15 protein-coding genes and 1 pseudogene are annotated in these 12543 nt (G+C 52.1%); 5 read left to right on the top strand and 11 right to left on the bottom strand.

Annotated elements, in window-relative coordinates; all coding sequences use genetic code 11:
* Window positions 1-29: 29 nt before the first annotated feature.
* Together ACIQW9_RS04640 and ACIQW9_RS04635 are read right to left on the bottom strand one after the other, a co-directional pair.
* Window positions 30-854 carry a D-alanyl-D-alanine carboxypeptidase family protein gene (locus tag ACIQW9_RS04640; protein ID WP_402333548.1) on the bottom strand — a complete coding sequence of 275 codons (825 nt, stop codon included), beginning with the start codon at window positions 852-854 and terminating at the stop codon, window positions 30-32.
* A gap of 228 nt (window positions 855-1082) precedes the next feature.
* Window positions 1083-1328 (bottom strand): hypothetical protein, encoded by a 246-nt coding sequence (locus ACIQW9_RS04635; protein ID WP_402333545.1) that lies wholly within the window; start codon window positions 1326-1328, stop codon window positions 1083-1085.
* A gap of 309 nt (window positions 1329-1637) precedes the next feature.
* Here ACIQW9_RS04635 and ACIQW9_RS04630 point away from each other — a divergent pair, with 309 nt between their 5' ends.
* From ACIQW9_RS04630 to ACIQW9_RS04620, 3 genes are all read left to right on the top strand, one after another.
* Window positions 1638-3224: a glucan biosynthesis protein gene (locus tag ACIQW9_RS04630; protein ID WP_402333542.1), complete on the top strand. Its 1587-nt coding sequence runs from the start codon at window positions 1638-1640 to the stop codon at window positions 3222-3224.
* 192 nt (window positions 3225-3416) lie between these two features.
* The gene (locus tag ACIQW9_RS04625; RefSeq protein ID WP_402333539.1) at window positions 3417-4109 is read left to right on the top strand and encodes an alpha/beta hydrolase; all 693 of its coding nucleotides are present in this window, start codon (window positions 3417-3419) and stop codon (window positions 4107-4109) included.
* A gap of 125 nt (window positions 4110-4234) precedes the next feature.
* A complete protein-coding gene (locus ACIQW9_RS04620; protein WP_402333536.1) occupies window positions 4235-4780 on the top strand; it encodes a Dps family protein in 546 nt (181 codons plus the stop codon).
* A 72-nt stretch (window positions 4781-4852) separates the two neighbouring features.
* Here the strand turns inward: ACIQW9_RS04620 and dmeF are convergent, their stop codons facing one another.
* The 3 genes from dmeF to ACIQW9_RS04605 all read right to left on the bottom strand — a co-directional run bounded on the left by dmeF (window position 4853) and on the right by ACIQW9_RS04605 (window position 6734).
* Window positions 4853-5782, bottom strand: coding sequence for a CDF family Co(II)/Ni(II) efflux transporter DmeF (gene dmeF / locus ACIQW9_RS04615; RefSeq protein WP_402333533.1), 930 nt, complete (start codon window positions 5780-5782; stop codon window positions 4853-4855).
* A gap of 146 nt (window positions 5783-5928) precedes the next feature.
* Window positions 5929-6474, bottom strand: coding sequence for a cytochrome b (locus ACIQW9_RS04610; protein WP_402333530.1), 546 nt, complete (start codon window positions 6472-6474; stop codon window positions 5929-5931).
* An 83-nt stretch (window positions 6475-6557) separates the two neighbouring features.
* Window positions 6558-6734 (bottom strand): hypothetical protein, encoded by a 177-nt coding sequence (locus ACIQW9_RS04605; protein WP_402333527.1) that lies wholly within the window; start codon window positions 6732-6734, stop codon window positions 6558-6560.
* A gap of 163 nt (window positions 6735-6897) precedes the next feature.
* Between ACIQW9_RS04605 and ACIQW9_RS04600 the strand changes: the two are divergent.
* A pseudogene (locus ACIQW9_RS04600) lies at window positions 6898-7140 on the top strand (MBL fold metallo-hydrolase RNA specificity domain-containing protein); the annotation flags it as partial.
* Between the two features lie 27 nt (window positions 7141-7167).
* On the opposite strand, the gene ACIQW9_RS04595 reads toward ACIQW9_RS04600, so the two are convergent.
* The 6 genes from ACIQW9_RS04595 to ACIQW9_RS04570 all read right to left on the bottom strand — a co-directional run bounded on the left by ACIQW9_RS04595 (window position 7168) and on the right by ACIQW9_RS04570 (window position 12022).
* Window positions 7168-7605: a universal stress protein gene (locus tag ACIQW9_RS04595; RefSeq protein ID WP_402333524.1), complete on the bottom strand. Its 438-nt coding sequence runs from the start codon at window positions 7603-7605 to the stop codon at window positions 7168-7170.
* Between the two features lie 47 nt (window positions 7606-7652).
* Complete coding sequence (locus ACIQW9_RS04590; protein WP_402333521.1) at window positions 7653-8477, bottom strand: universal stress protein; 825 nt, start codon at window positions 8475-8477, stop codon at window positions 7653-7655.
* 16 nt (window positions 8478-8493) lie between these two features.
* Window positions 8494-8691, bottom strand: a complete 198-nt coding sequence (locus ACIQW9_RS04585) for a DUF2892 domain-containing protein (RefSeq protein WP_402333519.1) — start codon at window positions 8689-8691, stop codon at window positions 8494-8496.
* Window positions 8692-9106: 415 nt separating this feature from the next.
* On the bottom strand, window positions 9107-10126 hold the full coding sequence (locus tag ACIQW9_RS04580; RefSeq protein WP_402333516.1) for an urea transporter: 1020 nt from the start codon (window positions 10124-10126) through the stop codon (window positions 9107-9109).
* A gap of 211 nt (window positions 10127-10337) precedes the next feature.
* Window positions 10338-11843, bottom strand: coding sequence for a monocarboxylate uptake permease MctP (gene mctP, locus ACIQW9_RS04575; protein ID WP_402333513.1), 1506 nt, complete (start codon window positions 11841-11843; stop codon window positions 10338-10340).
* A complete protein-coding gene (locus ACIQW9_RS04570; RefSeq protein WP_402333510.1) occupies window positions 11843-12022 on the bottom strand; it encodes a DUF3311 domain-containing protein in 180 nt (59 codons plus the stop codon). The genes mctP and ACIQW9_RS04570 overlap by 1 nt, the downstream gene beginning before the upstream one ends.
* Window positions 12023-12119: 97 nt before the next feature.
* On the opposite strand from ACIQW9_RS04570, the gene ACIQW9_RS04565 reads away from it, so the two are divergent.
* A complete protein-coding gene (locus ACIQW9_RS04565) occupies window positions 12120-12479 on the top strand; it encodes a hypothetical protein (protein ID WP_402333507.1) in 360 nt (119 codons plus the stop codon).
* Window positions 12480-12543: the final 64 nt, after the last annotated feature.

Genomic DNA, 12543 nt, shown 5'->3' with positions numbered 1-12543 from the left:
GGAATGCATGCGCCTGGTAGCGCGCATTATTATTTCAAATTCAAACCAGCCATGACCGGTTGAGCATGTCCTGTCATCAGGAAGCGATGCAGGCTGACGGCATCGGCAGTCCGATTTGCGCTGGCACGCGCATTCAATAACACCATGATGGCATCGCGCCCTGAGGTTCGTACGCGCATGATGATGCAACGGCCGGCCTCCTGCGTATAACCTGTTTTGGACAGGGAAATCGTCCAGTTCTTGTCGCCCACCAGTTTGTTGGTGTTGTGATAGCGGCGTGCCGAACTGCCCAGATCGATCAAATCGCCTGCCGAGGTGGTGATTCTTTCAATTTCCGGATAGCGTGCAGCAGCCATCGCCAGCTTGGCCAGATCGCTCGCGGTCGATGTGTTGTAAGGGGAAAGGCCGGTTGGCTCTTCGATATTCGTGCGGCGTAACGACAAGGCATGCGCCTTGTTGCGTGCCGCCAGCCTGAAGTGTTCAATGCCGCCCGGATAGGTGCGCGCCAGCGCATGTGCGGCACGATTGTCGGACGACATCAGGGCAAGTTCCAGCAGGGTATTACGCGTCAACATGCTGCCTACCGGCACACGGGATGAACTGAATTTGAGGGTATCCACATCGTCGTCGGTGATCATGATGTGCTCATGCATGTCCAGACGGGCATCGAGTACAACCATCGCCGTCATCAGCTTGGTCAGTGAGGCAATCGGTACGATATCACTGGAATTTTTCTCAAACAGTATTTTGCCGGTCGCCTCGTCGATGACGATCGCATGCTTGGAGCCCAACGACATGGCTGATGCAGATGTGCTCAGTGCGAAGAGGAATGCGAGAAAAAAGGACCGGATCATATGCGCTCGAAAATTTTTGCTTCGGGCGCTGATCATAGCGTCGTTTATCGATGATGTATGTGGTTATCGTGTCGCAGACGAAATATTTTTTGTAAGCGATGACTATCGATCAAGCATGAACTGTCTGCATGTTTGAAATTCGGCATGCAGATCGGTAAAAGAACGATCTGCATGCCGCGCCGCATCCGCTTTTGGCTTGGATGGAAGACGGCACTCCCACCTTACTGATTAGGACGCGTCTCTTTTAGGCGGATTCGGATCCAGAATCGCGGCTACCGTCGCAAACATCTCGGCGGCGGCGCTGAAGTGGTTGTTTTCCAGATATTCCGATTCGCGCATCAAGTGTGCAGCGAGTGCCGGGTCGTTACTGGTGATGCCTTTCAGACTACGGCCCAGATGGCGGCAGAATGAGGCTACTTCGCTTTTGGTCAGGGTTTCCGGCTGTACTGCTGGATCGGTATTCGTGTCGCTCATTGCTACTTCCTTTTTCATACAGTGGGTGAACCCCTAATGATAGCGAACATAAGGCAGCTTGTCGCCCATCTGCCGGCACGGGCAAATACGGAAGCCGATTTAACATTAATATATAACTTTAATTTAATCTTATAACTACATGATTAATATAATTAATTTATATTAAATTGATGGCTTTTTTATGATGGGTACAAGGTGCCAGCATTGCATGCTTCACGTTGCACGCATGGAAGCCAAGTAAATTGAACGTTATCGGTCTGGCTATGCCAAAAGGCTTTGGCACTTGCCGCAATTAAATAAAGGAGTCTGATGCAACGTCGTGATTTACTCAAAGCATCCGCTGCGCTTGCGTTGGCTGGTTTTTCCGCACCGCAGTTATATGCAGCAGGAAACGCTCCCGCAAAATTGAAAACGCTGGGCAAGGCCGTGCCTTTCGACTATGCATGGTTGAAAGGGCGTGCCCGCGCACTGGCCGGCCAGCCTTACCATTTGCCGGCCACAGAAGTGCCGGCTGCAGTCAAAGCACTTGATTGGGATCAACATCAGTCGATAGCCTATCGCGACGACCATGCTTTGTGGGCCGGGGACAAGTTGCGCTTTCAGGCCAAATTTTTTCATCTCGGCATGTATGCCACGCAATCGGTCAAAATCCACGAGCTTGAAGACGGCAAGGCACGCGAGCTGGCTTACGATCCGGCCATGTTCAATTACGGGAAAAGCGGACTGAAAGGTTCTGATCTGCCCAAGGATCTTGGTTTTGCCGGCTTCCGGGTAAATTTTCACACTGATCTGGTGCGCGATGTGGCCGCATTTCTGGGCGCCAGTTATTTCAGGGCAGTGGGCGGCGATTGGCAATACGGTTTATCGGCGCGCGGTCTGGCCATAGACTGCGGTATGGAACGGCCGGAAGAATTTCCGCGCTTTACCGAGTTCTGGCTGGAACGTCCGGCGCTGCAATCGAGCAAGCTGGTGGTGTATGCCTTGCTCGATTCGCCCAGCATCGCCGGCGCCTATCGCTTCGAGATCATGCCAGGCGCAACGCTGTTGATGGATATCGATCTCGCGCTCTATCCGCGCAAGACGATTGAACGCATGGGCATCGCTCCCTTGACCAGCATGTTTCTTACCGCTGAAAACGACCGCCGCATCAACAACGATTGGCGCCCTGAAATTCATGACTCCGACGGTTTGGCGATGTACTCAGGCAAGGGAGAATGGATCTGGCGTCCGCTGGTGAATCCTGAAAACCTGCGCTTCAATGCCTATGTCGATGAAGGCCCGCGTGGTTTCGGTTTGATGCAGCGTGATCGTAATTTCGATCACTATCAGGACGACGGGGTGTTTTACGAACGCCGTCCAAGCTTGTGGGTGGAACCCAAATCCGGCTGGGGAAAGGGTTCTGTCCAGCTGGTAGAGATTCCAACCGTCGATGAAACCTTCGACAATATCGTCGCTTTCTGGAACCCGGGGGCCACGCCGCAACCGGGGCAGGAATTATTGTTCGGCTACAAGCTGCACTGGGGCAGCAAAATGCCGGCGCTGCCGCAGACAGCGACAGTGACAGCGACGCGCACCGGCATAGGCGGTGTGGTTGGCAAGAAACGGACTTATTTCTCATGGCGTTTTGCGGTCGATTTTGTCGGCGGCGATCTGGCGCTGCTGGGAAAAAACGTCAAGGTGGAGCCTGTCATCAGCGCCACGCAAGGGACGATAGAAATCACTTCTGCCCGCCCACTGGACGACGTGAAAGGCTATCGCGCTATATTCGATCTGAAAGTTGCGGACAATATTCAGGGGCCTATCGATCTGCGGCTTTATCTGAGTGCGGATGGGCAAACCTTGTCGGAAACCTGGTTGTATCAATGGACGCCGCCTGCCCAGCGCAGCTTCCAGTAAATTCATCGATGCTTCCGACACCTCGTCTTGCGTAATGCAGATGAGGTGTTCTTGTCTCCACCGAAGATCAAAGCAAGTGCGTGGCAAGCGGACGGTTTTCTTTGCAGTTTAACAGTCGTGAAAATCGCGTCTTCCGTTCCTTACGCCTCGCTACGGCTTCTCAAGCGCGACTGAAAAAGGTAAGATAGGGCCATGATCGATCCTTCACTTATGGGCCGGCTTTCCTTTGCCCACACACAACCTATAAAACCACCTTTGCAACCCGGCCGCCATTCGCTCGGCATAGCCGAAGAACGCGATACCTTCCTGTATGTTCCCAAGGGACTGGAAGAAGAGGTTGCAGTTCCTTTAATGGTTCTGTTCCATGGCGGCGGCGGCAGTGCGGAAAAAGTTGCACACTTTCTGGAGCAGCATGCCGAGCAGAATCAGTTTCTGTTAATGGTGCCGCAGTCGATATATCCGACCTGGGATATCGTCATCGGTGGTAACGGTCCGGACCTGCAGCGACTCAATACTGCGTTAGCCAAAGTCGCCGAGCATTATTTTATCGACCCCGACCGTTTCTGTTTTGCCGGATTCTCGGATGGCGGCAGCTATGCGATGTCCATCGGTCTTACAAATGGCGATCTGGTGACCCATGTGGTCGTGTTTTCCGGCGGCTTCATGTCGGTCTTCATGCAAGAAGGCGCTCCGCATATATTCATTACCCATGGTCTGTCTGATGAACAATTGCCGATTGAAACCAGCGGGCGTCCGAATGCACAAAAGATGAAGGCTGCCGGTTACGATGTCACCTATCTGGAATTCAACGGTAATCATTCCATTCAGCCGCCAATAGTCGATCTGGCAGTCAATTTTTTCCTGAATAAACCAGCGAACCGATGAAATCATGTGCTCAGTAATGTCTGCCGTCTGATGCAGTGTTCATGGTTTGGCAGTATGCTTGCAAGGCATGTTTTGATGTGACTCCGATTTCAGTCAGTAATATTTACTTATGCAAGGAGCAAAAGATGAAAAAAGCCGTTGCTAAAAAATCAGATGTGAAACGCAGGCAGATTGCCCCGCTGATCACACCTAGCGACCTGAATGCCAAAGCAACCAAGGATATTACCGGCGCCATGAACGGCGTACTGGCAGATGTCTTTGCCCTTTATCTGAAGACCAAGAATTTCCACTGGCATATGAGCGGACCGCATTTTCGCGATTACCATTTGCTGCTGGACGATCAGGCGGTACAGATTTATGCAATGACCGATTTGATCGCCGAACGCATACGCAAGGTAGGTGGCACGACGCTCCGCTCGATTGGTCACATTGCCCGTCTCCAGCGCATACTCGACAACGATGCGGATTATGTAGAGCCAAACGACATGCTGGCTGAACTGCGCGAAGACAATAAAATACTGTGCGCGCGTCTGCGTGAAGCCCATAGCGTCTGCGATGAGCATCACGATATCGGCACTACCAGCCTGATTGAAGTCTGGATCGATGAAACGGAACAGCGTACATGGTTCCTGTTCGAGGCCAGCCGCCATAGCGATTCTACCGGCCGCTAAGCTGCGTCGAATCAAGGGCATCATCAAAAACACCTCCGTTCATGGAGGTGTTTTTTTTTGCTTCTGGGCTTGTTAAACCCGATGAATTTCGATTGTGATGTGGGCCAGTTCTTCGTGTACAGCCAGTTGGCTGCGGAAATATTCCGGGCTGACGTCTTCGGTAGTCGCAAGACTCAATATGCATGCATATTTATCCTTTCCTACGCGCCATACGTGCAAGTCGCAAATGCGGGCTGCAACAGGGCTTGCGGCGATTACTTCCCGGATTTCCATCACGACTGGCGCATTCATTTCCGCATCGAGAAGAATGCGGCTGCTATCCCGGATCAAGCCATAGGCCCAGACCGACACGAGCACGGAACCGACTATACCCATCAATGGATCCAGCCAGCTCGCGCCCCATAATTTTCCACCGAACAGGGCAATAATTGCCAAGACAGAAGTCGCCGCATCTGCAATCACATGCATATAGGCTGAGCGCAAATTCAAATCGTGGTGATGGGTGTCATGCGCATGATGATGCTCATGTTCATGATGGTGGTGATGGTCGTCTTTCAGCAGATAAGCGCAGGCCAGGTTGATCAGCAAGCCGATGCTTGCGATAACGATGGCCTGATCATAGAAAACAGCGGATGGATGCAGCAGGCGCTCTATGGATTGGTAGAGCATCAGGCCTGCAACCAGAATCAGCAGGATTGCACTGGTGTAACCGCCTAGTATTTCGATTTTCCAGGTGCCGAATGCAAAGCGCGAATCATGAGCGTAACGTCGCGCCAGCACATAAGCCAGCACGGACAGGCCAAGTGCGAGCGTATGCGAACTCATATGCCAGCCATCCGCCAGCAATGCCATCGAATTGTATGCGTAACCGCTGATGATTTCGGCAATCATCATGATCGTCGTGAGCACCAATGCGAGGGCGGTCTTCTTTTCTCCAACCGGATTGCCGCGATCGAAAACGTGATCGTGGAGCGGACTGTATGGCGTGTCAGAAGCATTCATGAGGCAATTTCCTGAAATTTAATATGTCATCCGCAGTATATTGCGAAGACGGATGGGATTTTTTTTAGACGCCTATGGTTTTTTCTGCCTGCATATCGACAAGGAGAGGGCGGCACCCAGACGCAGAGATATTCAAACACCCGCCTTCAACGGCGGAACCACATCATCCGCATCGTCGAATCCCGTCTGAAGTAGTGATGGTAGAGAGCTGCCAGCGTATGCAAGCCGATCACGAAATAAGCTGTGTTCGCCAGCGTTTCATGCACTTTCTTGAAAAGGTCGGCGAGCGCAGGATTTTTCCCGATCAGTGTGGGCAGCACATAGCCAAAATATTCGACTTCACGTCCTTTGCCGTTGAGGGTCAGCCAGCCAAGCAAAGGCAAGCCGAGCATCAGGCAGTACAGCGTGATTTTCACGATGCTTGCCAGTCTGGTTTGAATGCGCGGCGGTGTCGGCAGTATCTGCGGTGTGGCGCCGGCCAGGCGTACCGATAGACGTAACCATGTCAGCGCGAATACGGATATCCCCGCCATGTAGTGCCATGTTTTCATCGATTGCCGTAGCGGCGTGCCACGCTCTGCCAAGTCATGCAGTTCCATCGTTGCGTAGGCGATGATTATCAGTATGGCAGTCAACCAGTGCAAAGCGACAGGGACCGAACCGTATCCGTCTATCGTATTTTTCCATTTCATTACCGGCCTGCTTTCAATCCGTTGGGCAGCGAATATGACAAAGTCGCTGTTATGGGTTTGTTAAAAATACGGGTTTTACGTGATTAGCGATCGCTGGTGCATTGGTCGCTGCGCGCATTGAATGCCAATTCATTCTTGCGCTGATCTGCTTGAAGATGCATATTGATTTTATGCGGATTCCGTCGTTTTTCTTGAAGAATTTCCCGCTCTTTTGATCCATCATAAGTTTTATTAAGAGAAAAGTCGTTTGGCTTCAACACGATGGTGGCATTGTCTGATTCCTGCTACGTTATCCAGCGAAGGAAACATATGCGTATCAAATTCCTCGGTGGCACCGGAACAGTTACCGGCTCGAAGTATTTGATTGGGTCGTGCGCAGGAGCTGATGTATTACATTCATTTATGATCGCGGGCGTGGATGCCATCAAGATTCATGGAGAGTATGTGCCGCTACGCGCAGAGGTAAAGCAGATTGATAATTTGTCGGCGCATGCGGACCGGGGAGAAATTATCGGCTGGCTCTCCCATTTCTCTGCTCCACCTAAACAAACGTTTATTACGCATGGCGAACCGGATGCAGCAGATGCCTTGCGCAAGAGTATCGAGGAAACACTACACTGGCCGTGCCGTGTCCCCGAGTATCTTGAAGAAGTCGAGTTGCCCTGAAGGGCAAGTCGTGGATTGTGCGGCGGTTTAGCGAACGATCAGCACCGGTATGTCGGTTGATGCCATGATCTTGGTCGCCACCGACCCCATGATTGCCCCAGCCAGCGCGCCATGCCCATGCGAACCCATGACGATCAGGTCTATCTTGTTCTTGGATGCATACTTACGGATTTCATCCGTGATCTCGCCTACCTTGTAACTGGACTTGAAAGGAATGCCTTTCTTGCTCAGCGCTTTTTCGGCAACGGCTAATGCCTTTTCCGATTCATCCTTGTAGTAACTATCCACAGCGTTGTTACCGAGCAGGGCGCGCGCTCGATGAACTGCCAGGCCAGCTGGAATGGGTGCCTTGACGTGCAACAGGTGCAGTTCCGGCATCTCCTTGAAGAATGCCAGATGCGAAGCCAGATATTTAACCGCTTTTTTGGTATAGATAGAGCCATCAACAGTCAGCAGAATTCTCATTTTTTGTGTCCCGGTTGGTTGTTAAAGCGATGGAAGTCGGTCTCGTTCTAATGCGACATCAGTATCGGGACGCTCATCTGACCCAATACAGTCAGTGTAACGCCGCCCAATATGATTTCCCGTAAGCGTGCGTGGCCGTAACCGCCCATCACGACAAAATCGTAGCCCTGATCGGACGCCAGCGCCATCAGTGCGCTGCCGATGTTGCTCTCGTTCTCCTGCGGCAATACATCTACCTTGACGCCATGTCGTGCAAGATACAGGGCGATGTCGGCGCCAGGCAGCTCACCGTGCACGTCTAGCTGCGCAGCAGGATTGAATACCACCACAGTGACATCTTGTGCACGCTTGAGTAGCGGCAGCGCATTGCTGATTGCCCTGGTCGAAGACATGCTGCCGTCCCATGCTATCAATATCCGGTTCGCTATCAAACGTGATTGTGATTCATAAGGAACAATCAGAATAGGACGCACGGATTGAAGGGTCACGTATTCGGGCAGGTTTGAGACAAGGCTGGGGTCGAATTCGTTGAAATTCTTTTGGCTGATGACTACAAGGTCGCTGTAACGAGCCTGCAGCACAAGACCTTCTGCAGGATCGTCATTGATCAATCTTTTTTCATAAGAAGGGACGCCGATCTGTTTGACGATGGCCTCGAAATCGATCAGTGACTGATTCGCCCGTTCGCAAAGCATCTCGATACGGGACTCAACAAGAATGCTGTGATCTTCATAAAGAAAACGGGAAATACCCGTCATCGCGGTGCCGATCAGATGGGCGTTTTCAGCAAGTGCGATGTCAGCGGCAATCCGAATACGGTCCGCAGATTGCGGCGAGTGATCGACATGCACGAGGATAGTCTTGTAAGCCATCGCGTCTCCATTTTCTTTATGGTGTCTTGTCTGCGGCACGTTGCAAGCGGTCAAGCACGGAGTAGGCGGGGCACCAGCCGATGCTGCCTGTAATCAGCGGAATTAAACCGATCAACCCTATCCAGCGCCAGTTGCTTTCGAGAAAAAATATTGCGCTCAACAAGCAGAGTCCGACGATGATGCGGGCGATACGTTCAGGGTATTTGATATTCATGATTGCTTCCTGGTTGTTGCACGGAAATCAGAACGTCGGCTGAAACACCTCAATAAACTCAACCATACGCCAATAGTGACGGATATCGCGGAAAGAAAATTGATGTATATCAAATCAAATGAACGAGTGTGGAACTGGTGACGGTGGAAGCCCGCGCGCGGATGTCTGGCATCATGGCGGCGCACAGCCGAGCGGCGCCTGCGCGTTCTTGATCAACTGTGTCACGTTTCAAGCCGTTTGTCGCGAATTCTGGCCGCAGAGCCAGTCGATGCGAATCAGATAGGAGAGGGCGACAAGATTTGAGATGCCGAAGTAATTTCTTGAACGAAGCCGACCGCAGTTTTTTAACTGAGACGATGTAATCCGATTGAAGAATTGCTTAGGCAAGCGGCGACTACCTAAGCAATTCATACATCTATGCAGTTTGAAGTTTCGGGAAAAGCGGGCCTGCCAACACAAAAATCCAGACGACAATGACAAAAGGAGCTGTCAGTGCCGGCATTCCCAACGGTTCCAGGGCGGCAGACACTGCAGCAAACATCACTGCCGTCGTGATCATGGCGAGCAGCCCATACAGTGCCGAGCTGACATTCAGTACATAAAAGACGCTCATCATCGCAATTGCCGTAAGCACGGAATTGAATCCGAAGGCGCCGGAACGAATGGCCGGTTCGGCAGCGCCCATGCCCCAAGCGACGATTAATCCCGTCAATGAGCCGATCAGCGCCGCCGCACATGCCACTCTGGAACTGATCAGTAGCCCGATTGCAAACAGGATGCCAGTGACGACATTACCCTGAAAAAAGACCTGGGCAATACCGTTAAAAAGTCCCTCTGCAAATGTCGATGCGCTGACTACACCTTCAATGATGGCGGTTTTTGGTAGCCCTGCGGTAGGCAGATTGCCGGTCGAATGCAAACGCCCCAAACGTGCGCACGCCATCACAAAGAAAAGCGTCGTAAAAACAAACGGTGCCGTAAGGACAGGGATTTTCCTGCTCTCAAAAAGATTCAGCAGCGCCGCCATCACAATGGTTGAACACGCGGCGGCCAGAACAACATAAGCACCGGTGACAATAGTAGGCTCAAGAAAATACAGTAAAGCGATGGCAACCAGTGCGCCGTTAAAGCCGAAAAGGCCGGCACCTATGCGAGCGCGACTAACGCCCAGCAGCATCGCGGTTGCGGTACTTATCGTTGCGCCAAGCAATGCGGCCCATCCGAAAAGCGTGGAATTATAAAAAATCCCTGCCAGAAAGAGAACGCCAGCATAACTATTGTTCTGCAACATTACTTGCCCAATACCGCGCAAAACCGCGTCTAAAAACCCCAGCAGGCATCGTTGGTCAGTTGCATTCTCTTGAACGAGCAATCCGGTTGAGGAAAAGTGAGGAGCAAGGATTGCACGCAAGTTGTAGACGTTTTTGGATTTCATCAGTATTTTCTGTATCGCACGTCTAGCCGGAACGTATATTTCAAAAGATATTTTTAGCCGCCGCAATCATACTTCATGTCAGTCCATGGGCCTACACACAACTGGCCACCGATCTTTTTTATAGATCCGGCTTTTCATCGGCCAGTTGCTAAAAGGGCTTGAGTCATCTCGATTCAAGCCCTTTTATTCAATGATGACAAAGATGGGCGATTCAGTGCGCAGGCCTATCCAGTACCGGTTTTTGTGCACCGCGCTCACCCAGCACCAATTGCACTGCGACAGCCACGGCAATATTCAGTACCAATGCCAGCAAGCCCGTGTAGATCGTATAGCCGGAGCCGCCCAACATCAATGTATGCACAGGTTTGATGCCATCGGAAAACGCCAGCCAGCTACCGCCGGCCATGCCGACCGCCCATCCTGCCAACAGCGCAGGGGCGCGGAACCAGCCGAAGAACAGGCCGAACACGACGGCAGGGAAGGTCTGCAGTATCCATACACCACCCAGCAATTGCAGGTCGAGGGCGAACTGGGTCGGCAGGAACAGGATGAAGATCAGAGCGCCGACTTTGACCACCAGCGACACGATTTTGGCCACCTGCTGTTCGCCAGCCGGCGTAATCTCCGGATTCACATAAGGTTTCCAGAAGTTGCGTGTAAACAGGTTGGAAGCGCCGATCGACATCACTGCTGCCGGCACCAGTGCCCCGATCGCAATGGCTGCGAAGGCAAAACCAGTGAACCAGCTTGGGAACAATGCATTGAACAGCGCTGGCACTACGTCATTGTTGTTTGTGATCTTGATTCCGGCTGCATGTCCCATGAAGCCGAGTAAGGCAATCAGGCCAAGCAGCACAGTATAGGCCGGCAGAAATACGGCATTCTTTCTGATCGTGTCAGCGCTTCTTGCTGCAAAAATCCCCGTCAGCGTATGTGGATACATGAACGCAGCCATTGCAGAGCCTAGCGCCAGAGTCGCAAACGGCAGAATCTGTTGCGGTTGCAGGAAAAGTCCGGTGGCACCACCTTTGGCTGCGAATGCTGCACCGGCCGAAGAGAACACCGCACTGTAGCCGCCGAGTCTCATCGGCACCAGCACGATTGCCACCAGTACGACGATGTAAATCATCAAATCCTTAACGAAGGCAATCAGGGCTGGTGCACGCAACCCTGCTGAATAAGTGTAGAGAGCCAGAATGATGAACGCCGCCGCCAAAGGCAGTTCGCCCGTCAGGCCGAGCGCCTTGATAACCACTTCCATACCGACCAGTTGCAGGGCGATGTACGGCATGGTGGCGATCACACCGGTGAGAGCAACCGCGAATTCCAGCGTACGTGAGCTATAGCGACCGTACACCACGTCGCCAGCCGTTACATGCCCGGCGCGATGTGCTGCATGCCACAGTTTCGGCATGATGGCGAACACGATTGGATACACGATGATTGTATAAGGTAGTGCGAAGAAGCCATAAGCACCGACCGCATACACCAGCGCCGGTACGGCGATCACAGTGTAGGCGGTATAGAAATCACCGCCGACCAGAAACCAGGTAATCCATGTGCCGAAGTTGCGCCCGCCCAGGCCCCATTCATCCAGGTGCGCCCCTTTGTGGGTGCCACCGCTTTGCCAGCGCGAGGCGGCAAAGCCCATTACCGTTACCAGCGCAAAGAAAAAGATGAAGACGCCCAGCGCCATCCAATCAATTTGGGTTTTCATCATTCATCTCCCCTGCGTTTACCGTGGCGATACACTATCCAGATCAACAGAGAAGTGATTGGTACCCACGCCAGTTGATACCAGTAAAAGAATGGAAAGCCGAAGAGAGTAGGGAACTCGTGGTTATAGAACGGCAACCACAACAGGCCGATAAACGGCAGTAAGAGCAAGATCCACATGTCGATCTCCTTTGCTGATAGCGGAGCATCAGTACAGTCACACTGGCGTTGTAGCAATTTGCAGACAGGTAACTTATGTGAATTGGACAATAAATAATTGCGCAAATTCATTCCGGTTTTTGGATCCAGAGCAAATATTTTTCTATTTTTTAGCGGATGTGACTACATCGTTTTGGATTTTGAAAAGATGCGCTATCAGCTGATATGTTCTATCTTGCGCTCTGTGCTTGGCGTCACCAAAGATGGTAAAACGGGCGGTGAAATCGATGTGCGCAAGCCGAATAGCTTCGGTTTCGGTAAGGATGGGGGCGCAAGCTGGCCGCGTACTTGGCGAAGTATTGCGCCAAGTCGATGGAATATGCTGTCAGCTGTCCAGATAGCGCTTGCAATCGCTGCTGAGGGCAATCCGCACGATATGGCGCTCTACCATAACAAGGGCCGCAAACGATCTGAATAGCCACGGCACCGGGACGAAGTCCGGTCAATCCTTTTGTCGCTCCATTTTGATAGAATCGCCTGAT

It is taken from the genome of Herminiimonas sp. NPDC097707 (assembly GCF_044761395.1).
Classification (GTDB): Bacteria; Pseudomonadota; Gammaproteobacteria; order Burkholderiales; family Burkholderiaceae_D; genus Oxalicibacterium.
This window is presented reverse-complemented; position numbering and strand designations above follow the sequence as displayed.

Bases quoted from the DNA above. Each gene is read 5' to 3' on its own strand.
- ACIQW9_RS04585 (WP_402333519.1), bottom strand. From the start codon at position 8,691: ATGAATATCAAATACCCTGAACGTATCGCCCGCATCATCGTCGGACTC.
- ACIQW9_RS04635 (WP_402333545.1), bottom strand. From the start codon at position 1,328: ATGAGCGACACGAATACCGATCCAGCAGTACAGCCGGAAACCCTGACC.
- ACIQW9_RS04620 (WP_402333536.1), top strand. From the start codon at position 4,235: ATGAAAAAAGCCGTTGCTAAAAAATCAGATGTGAAACGCAGGCAGATT.
- ACIQW9_RS04580 (WP_402333516.1), bottom strand. From the start codon at position 10,126: ATGAAATCCAAAAACGTCTACAACTTGCGTGCAATCCTTGCTCCTCAC.
- ACIQW9_RS04610 (WP_402333530.1), bottom strand. From the start codon at position 6,474: ATGAAATGGAAAAATACGATAGACGGATACGGTTCGGTCCCTGTCGCT.
- mctP (WP_402333513.1), bottom strand. From the start codon at position 11,843: ATGAAAACCCAAATTGATTGGATGGCGCTGGGCGTCTTCATCTTTTTC.
- dmeF (WP_402333533.1), bottom strand. From the start codon at position 5,782: ATGAATGCTTCTGACACGCCATACAGTCCGCTCCACGATCACGTTTTC.
- ACIQW9_RS04625 (WP_402333539.1), top strand. From the start codon at position 3,417: ATGATCGATCCTTCACTTATGGGCCGGCTTTCCTTTGCCCACACACAA.
- ACIQW9_RS04595 (WP_402333524.1), bottom strand. From the start codon at position 7,605: ATGAGAATTCTGCTGACTGTTGATGGCTCTATCTATACCAAAAAAGCG.
- ACIQW9_RS04640 (WP_402333548.1), bottom strand. From the start codon at position 854: ATGATCCGGTCCTTTTTTCTCGCATTCCTCTTCGCACTGAGCACATCT.
- ACIQW9_RS04630 (WP_402333542.1), top strand. From the start codon at position 1,638: ATGCAACGTCGTGATTTACTCAAAGCATCCGCTGCGCTTGCGTTGGCT.
- ACIQW9_RS04570 (WP_402333510.1), bottom strand. From the start codon at position 12,022: ATGTGGATCTTGCTCTTACTGCCGTTTATCGGCCTGTTGTGGTTGCCG.
- ACIQW9_RS04590 (WP_402333521.1), bottom strand. From the start codon at position 8,477: ATGGCTTACAAGACTATCCTCGTGCATGTCGATCACTCGCCGCAATCT.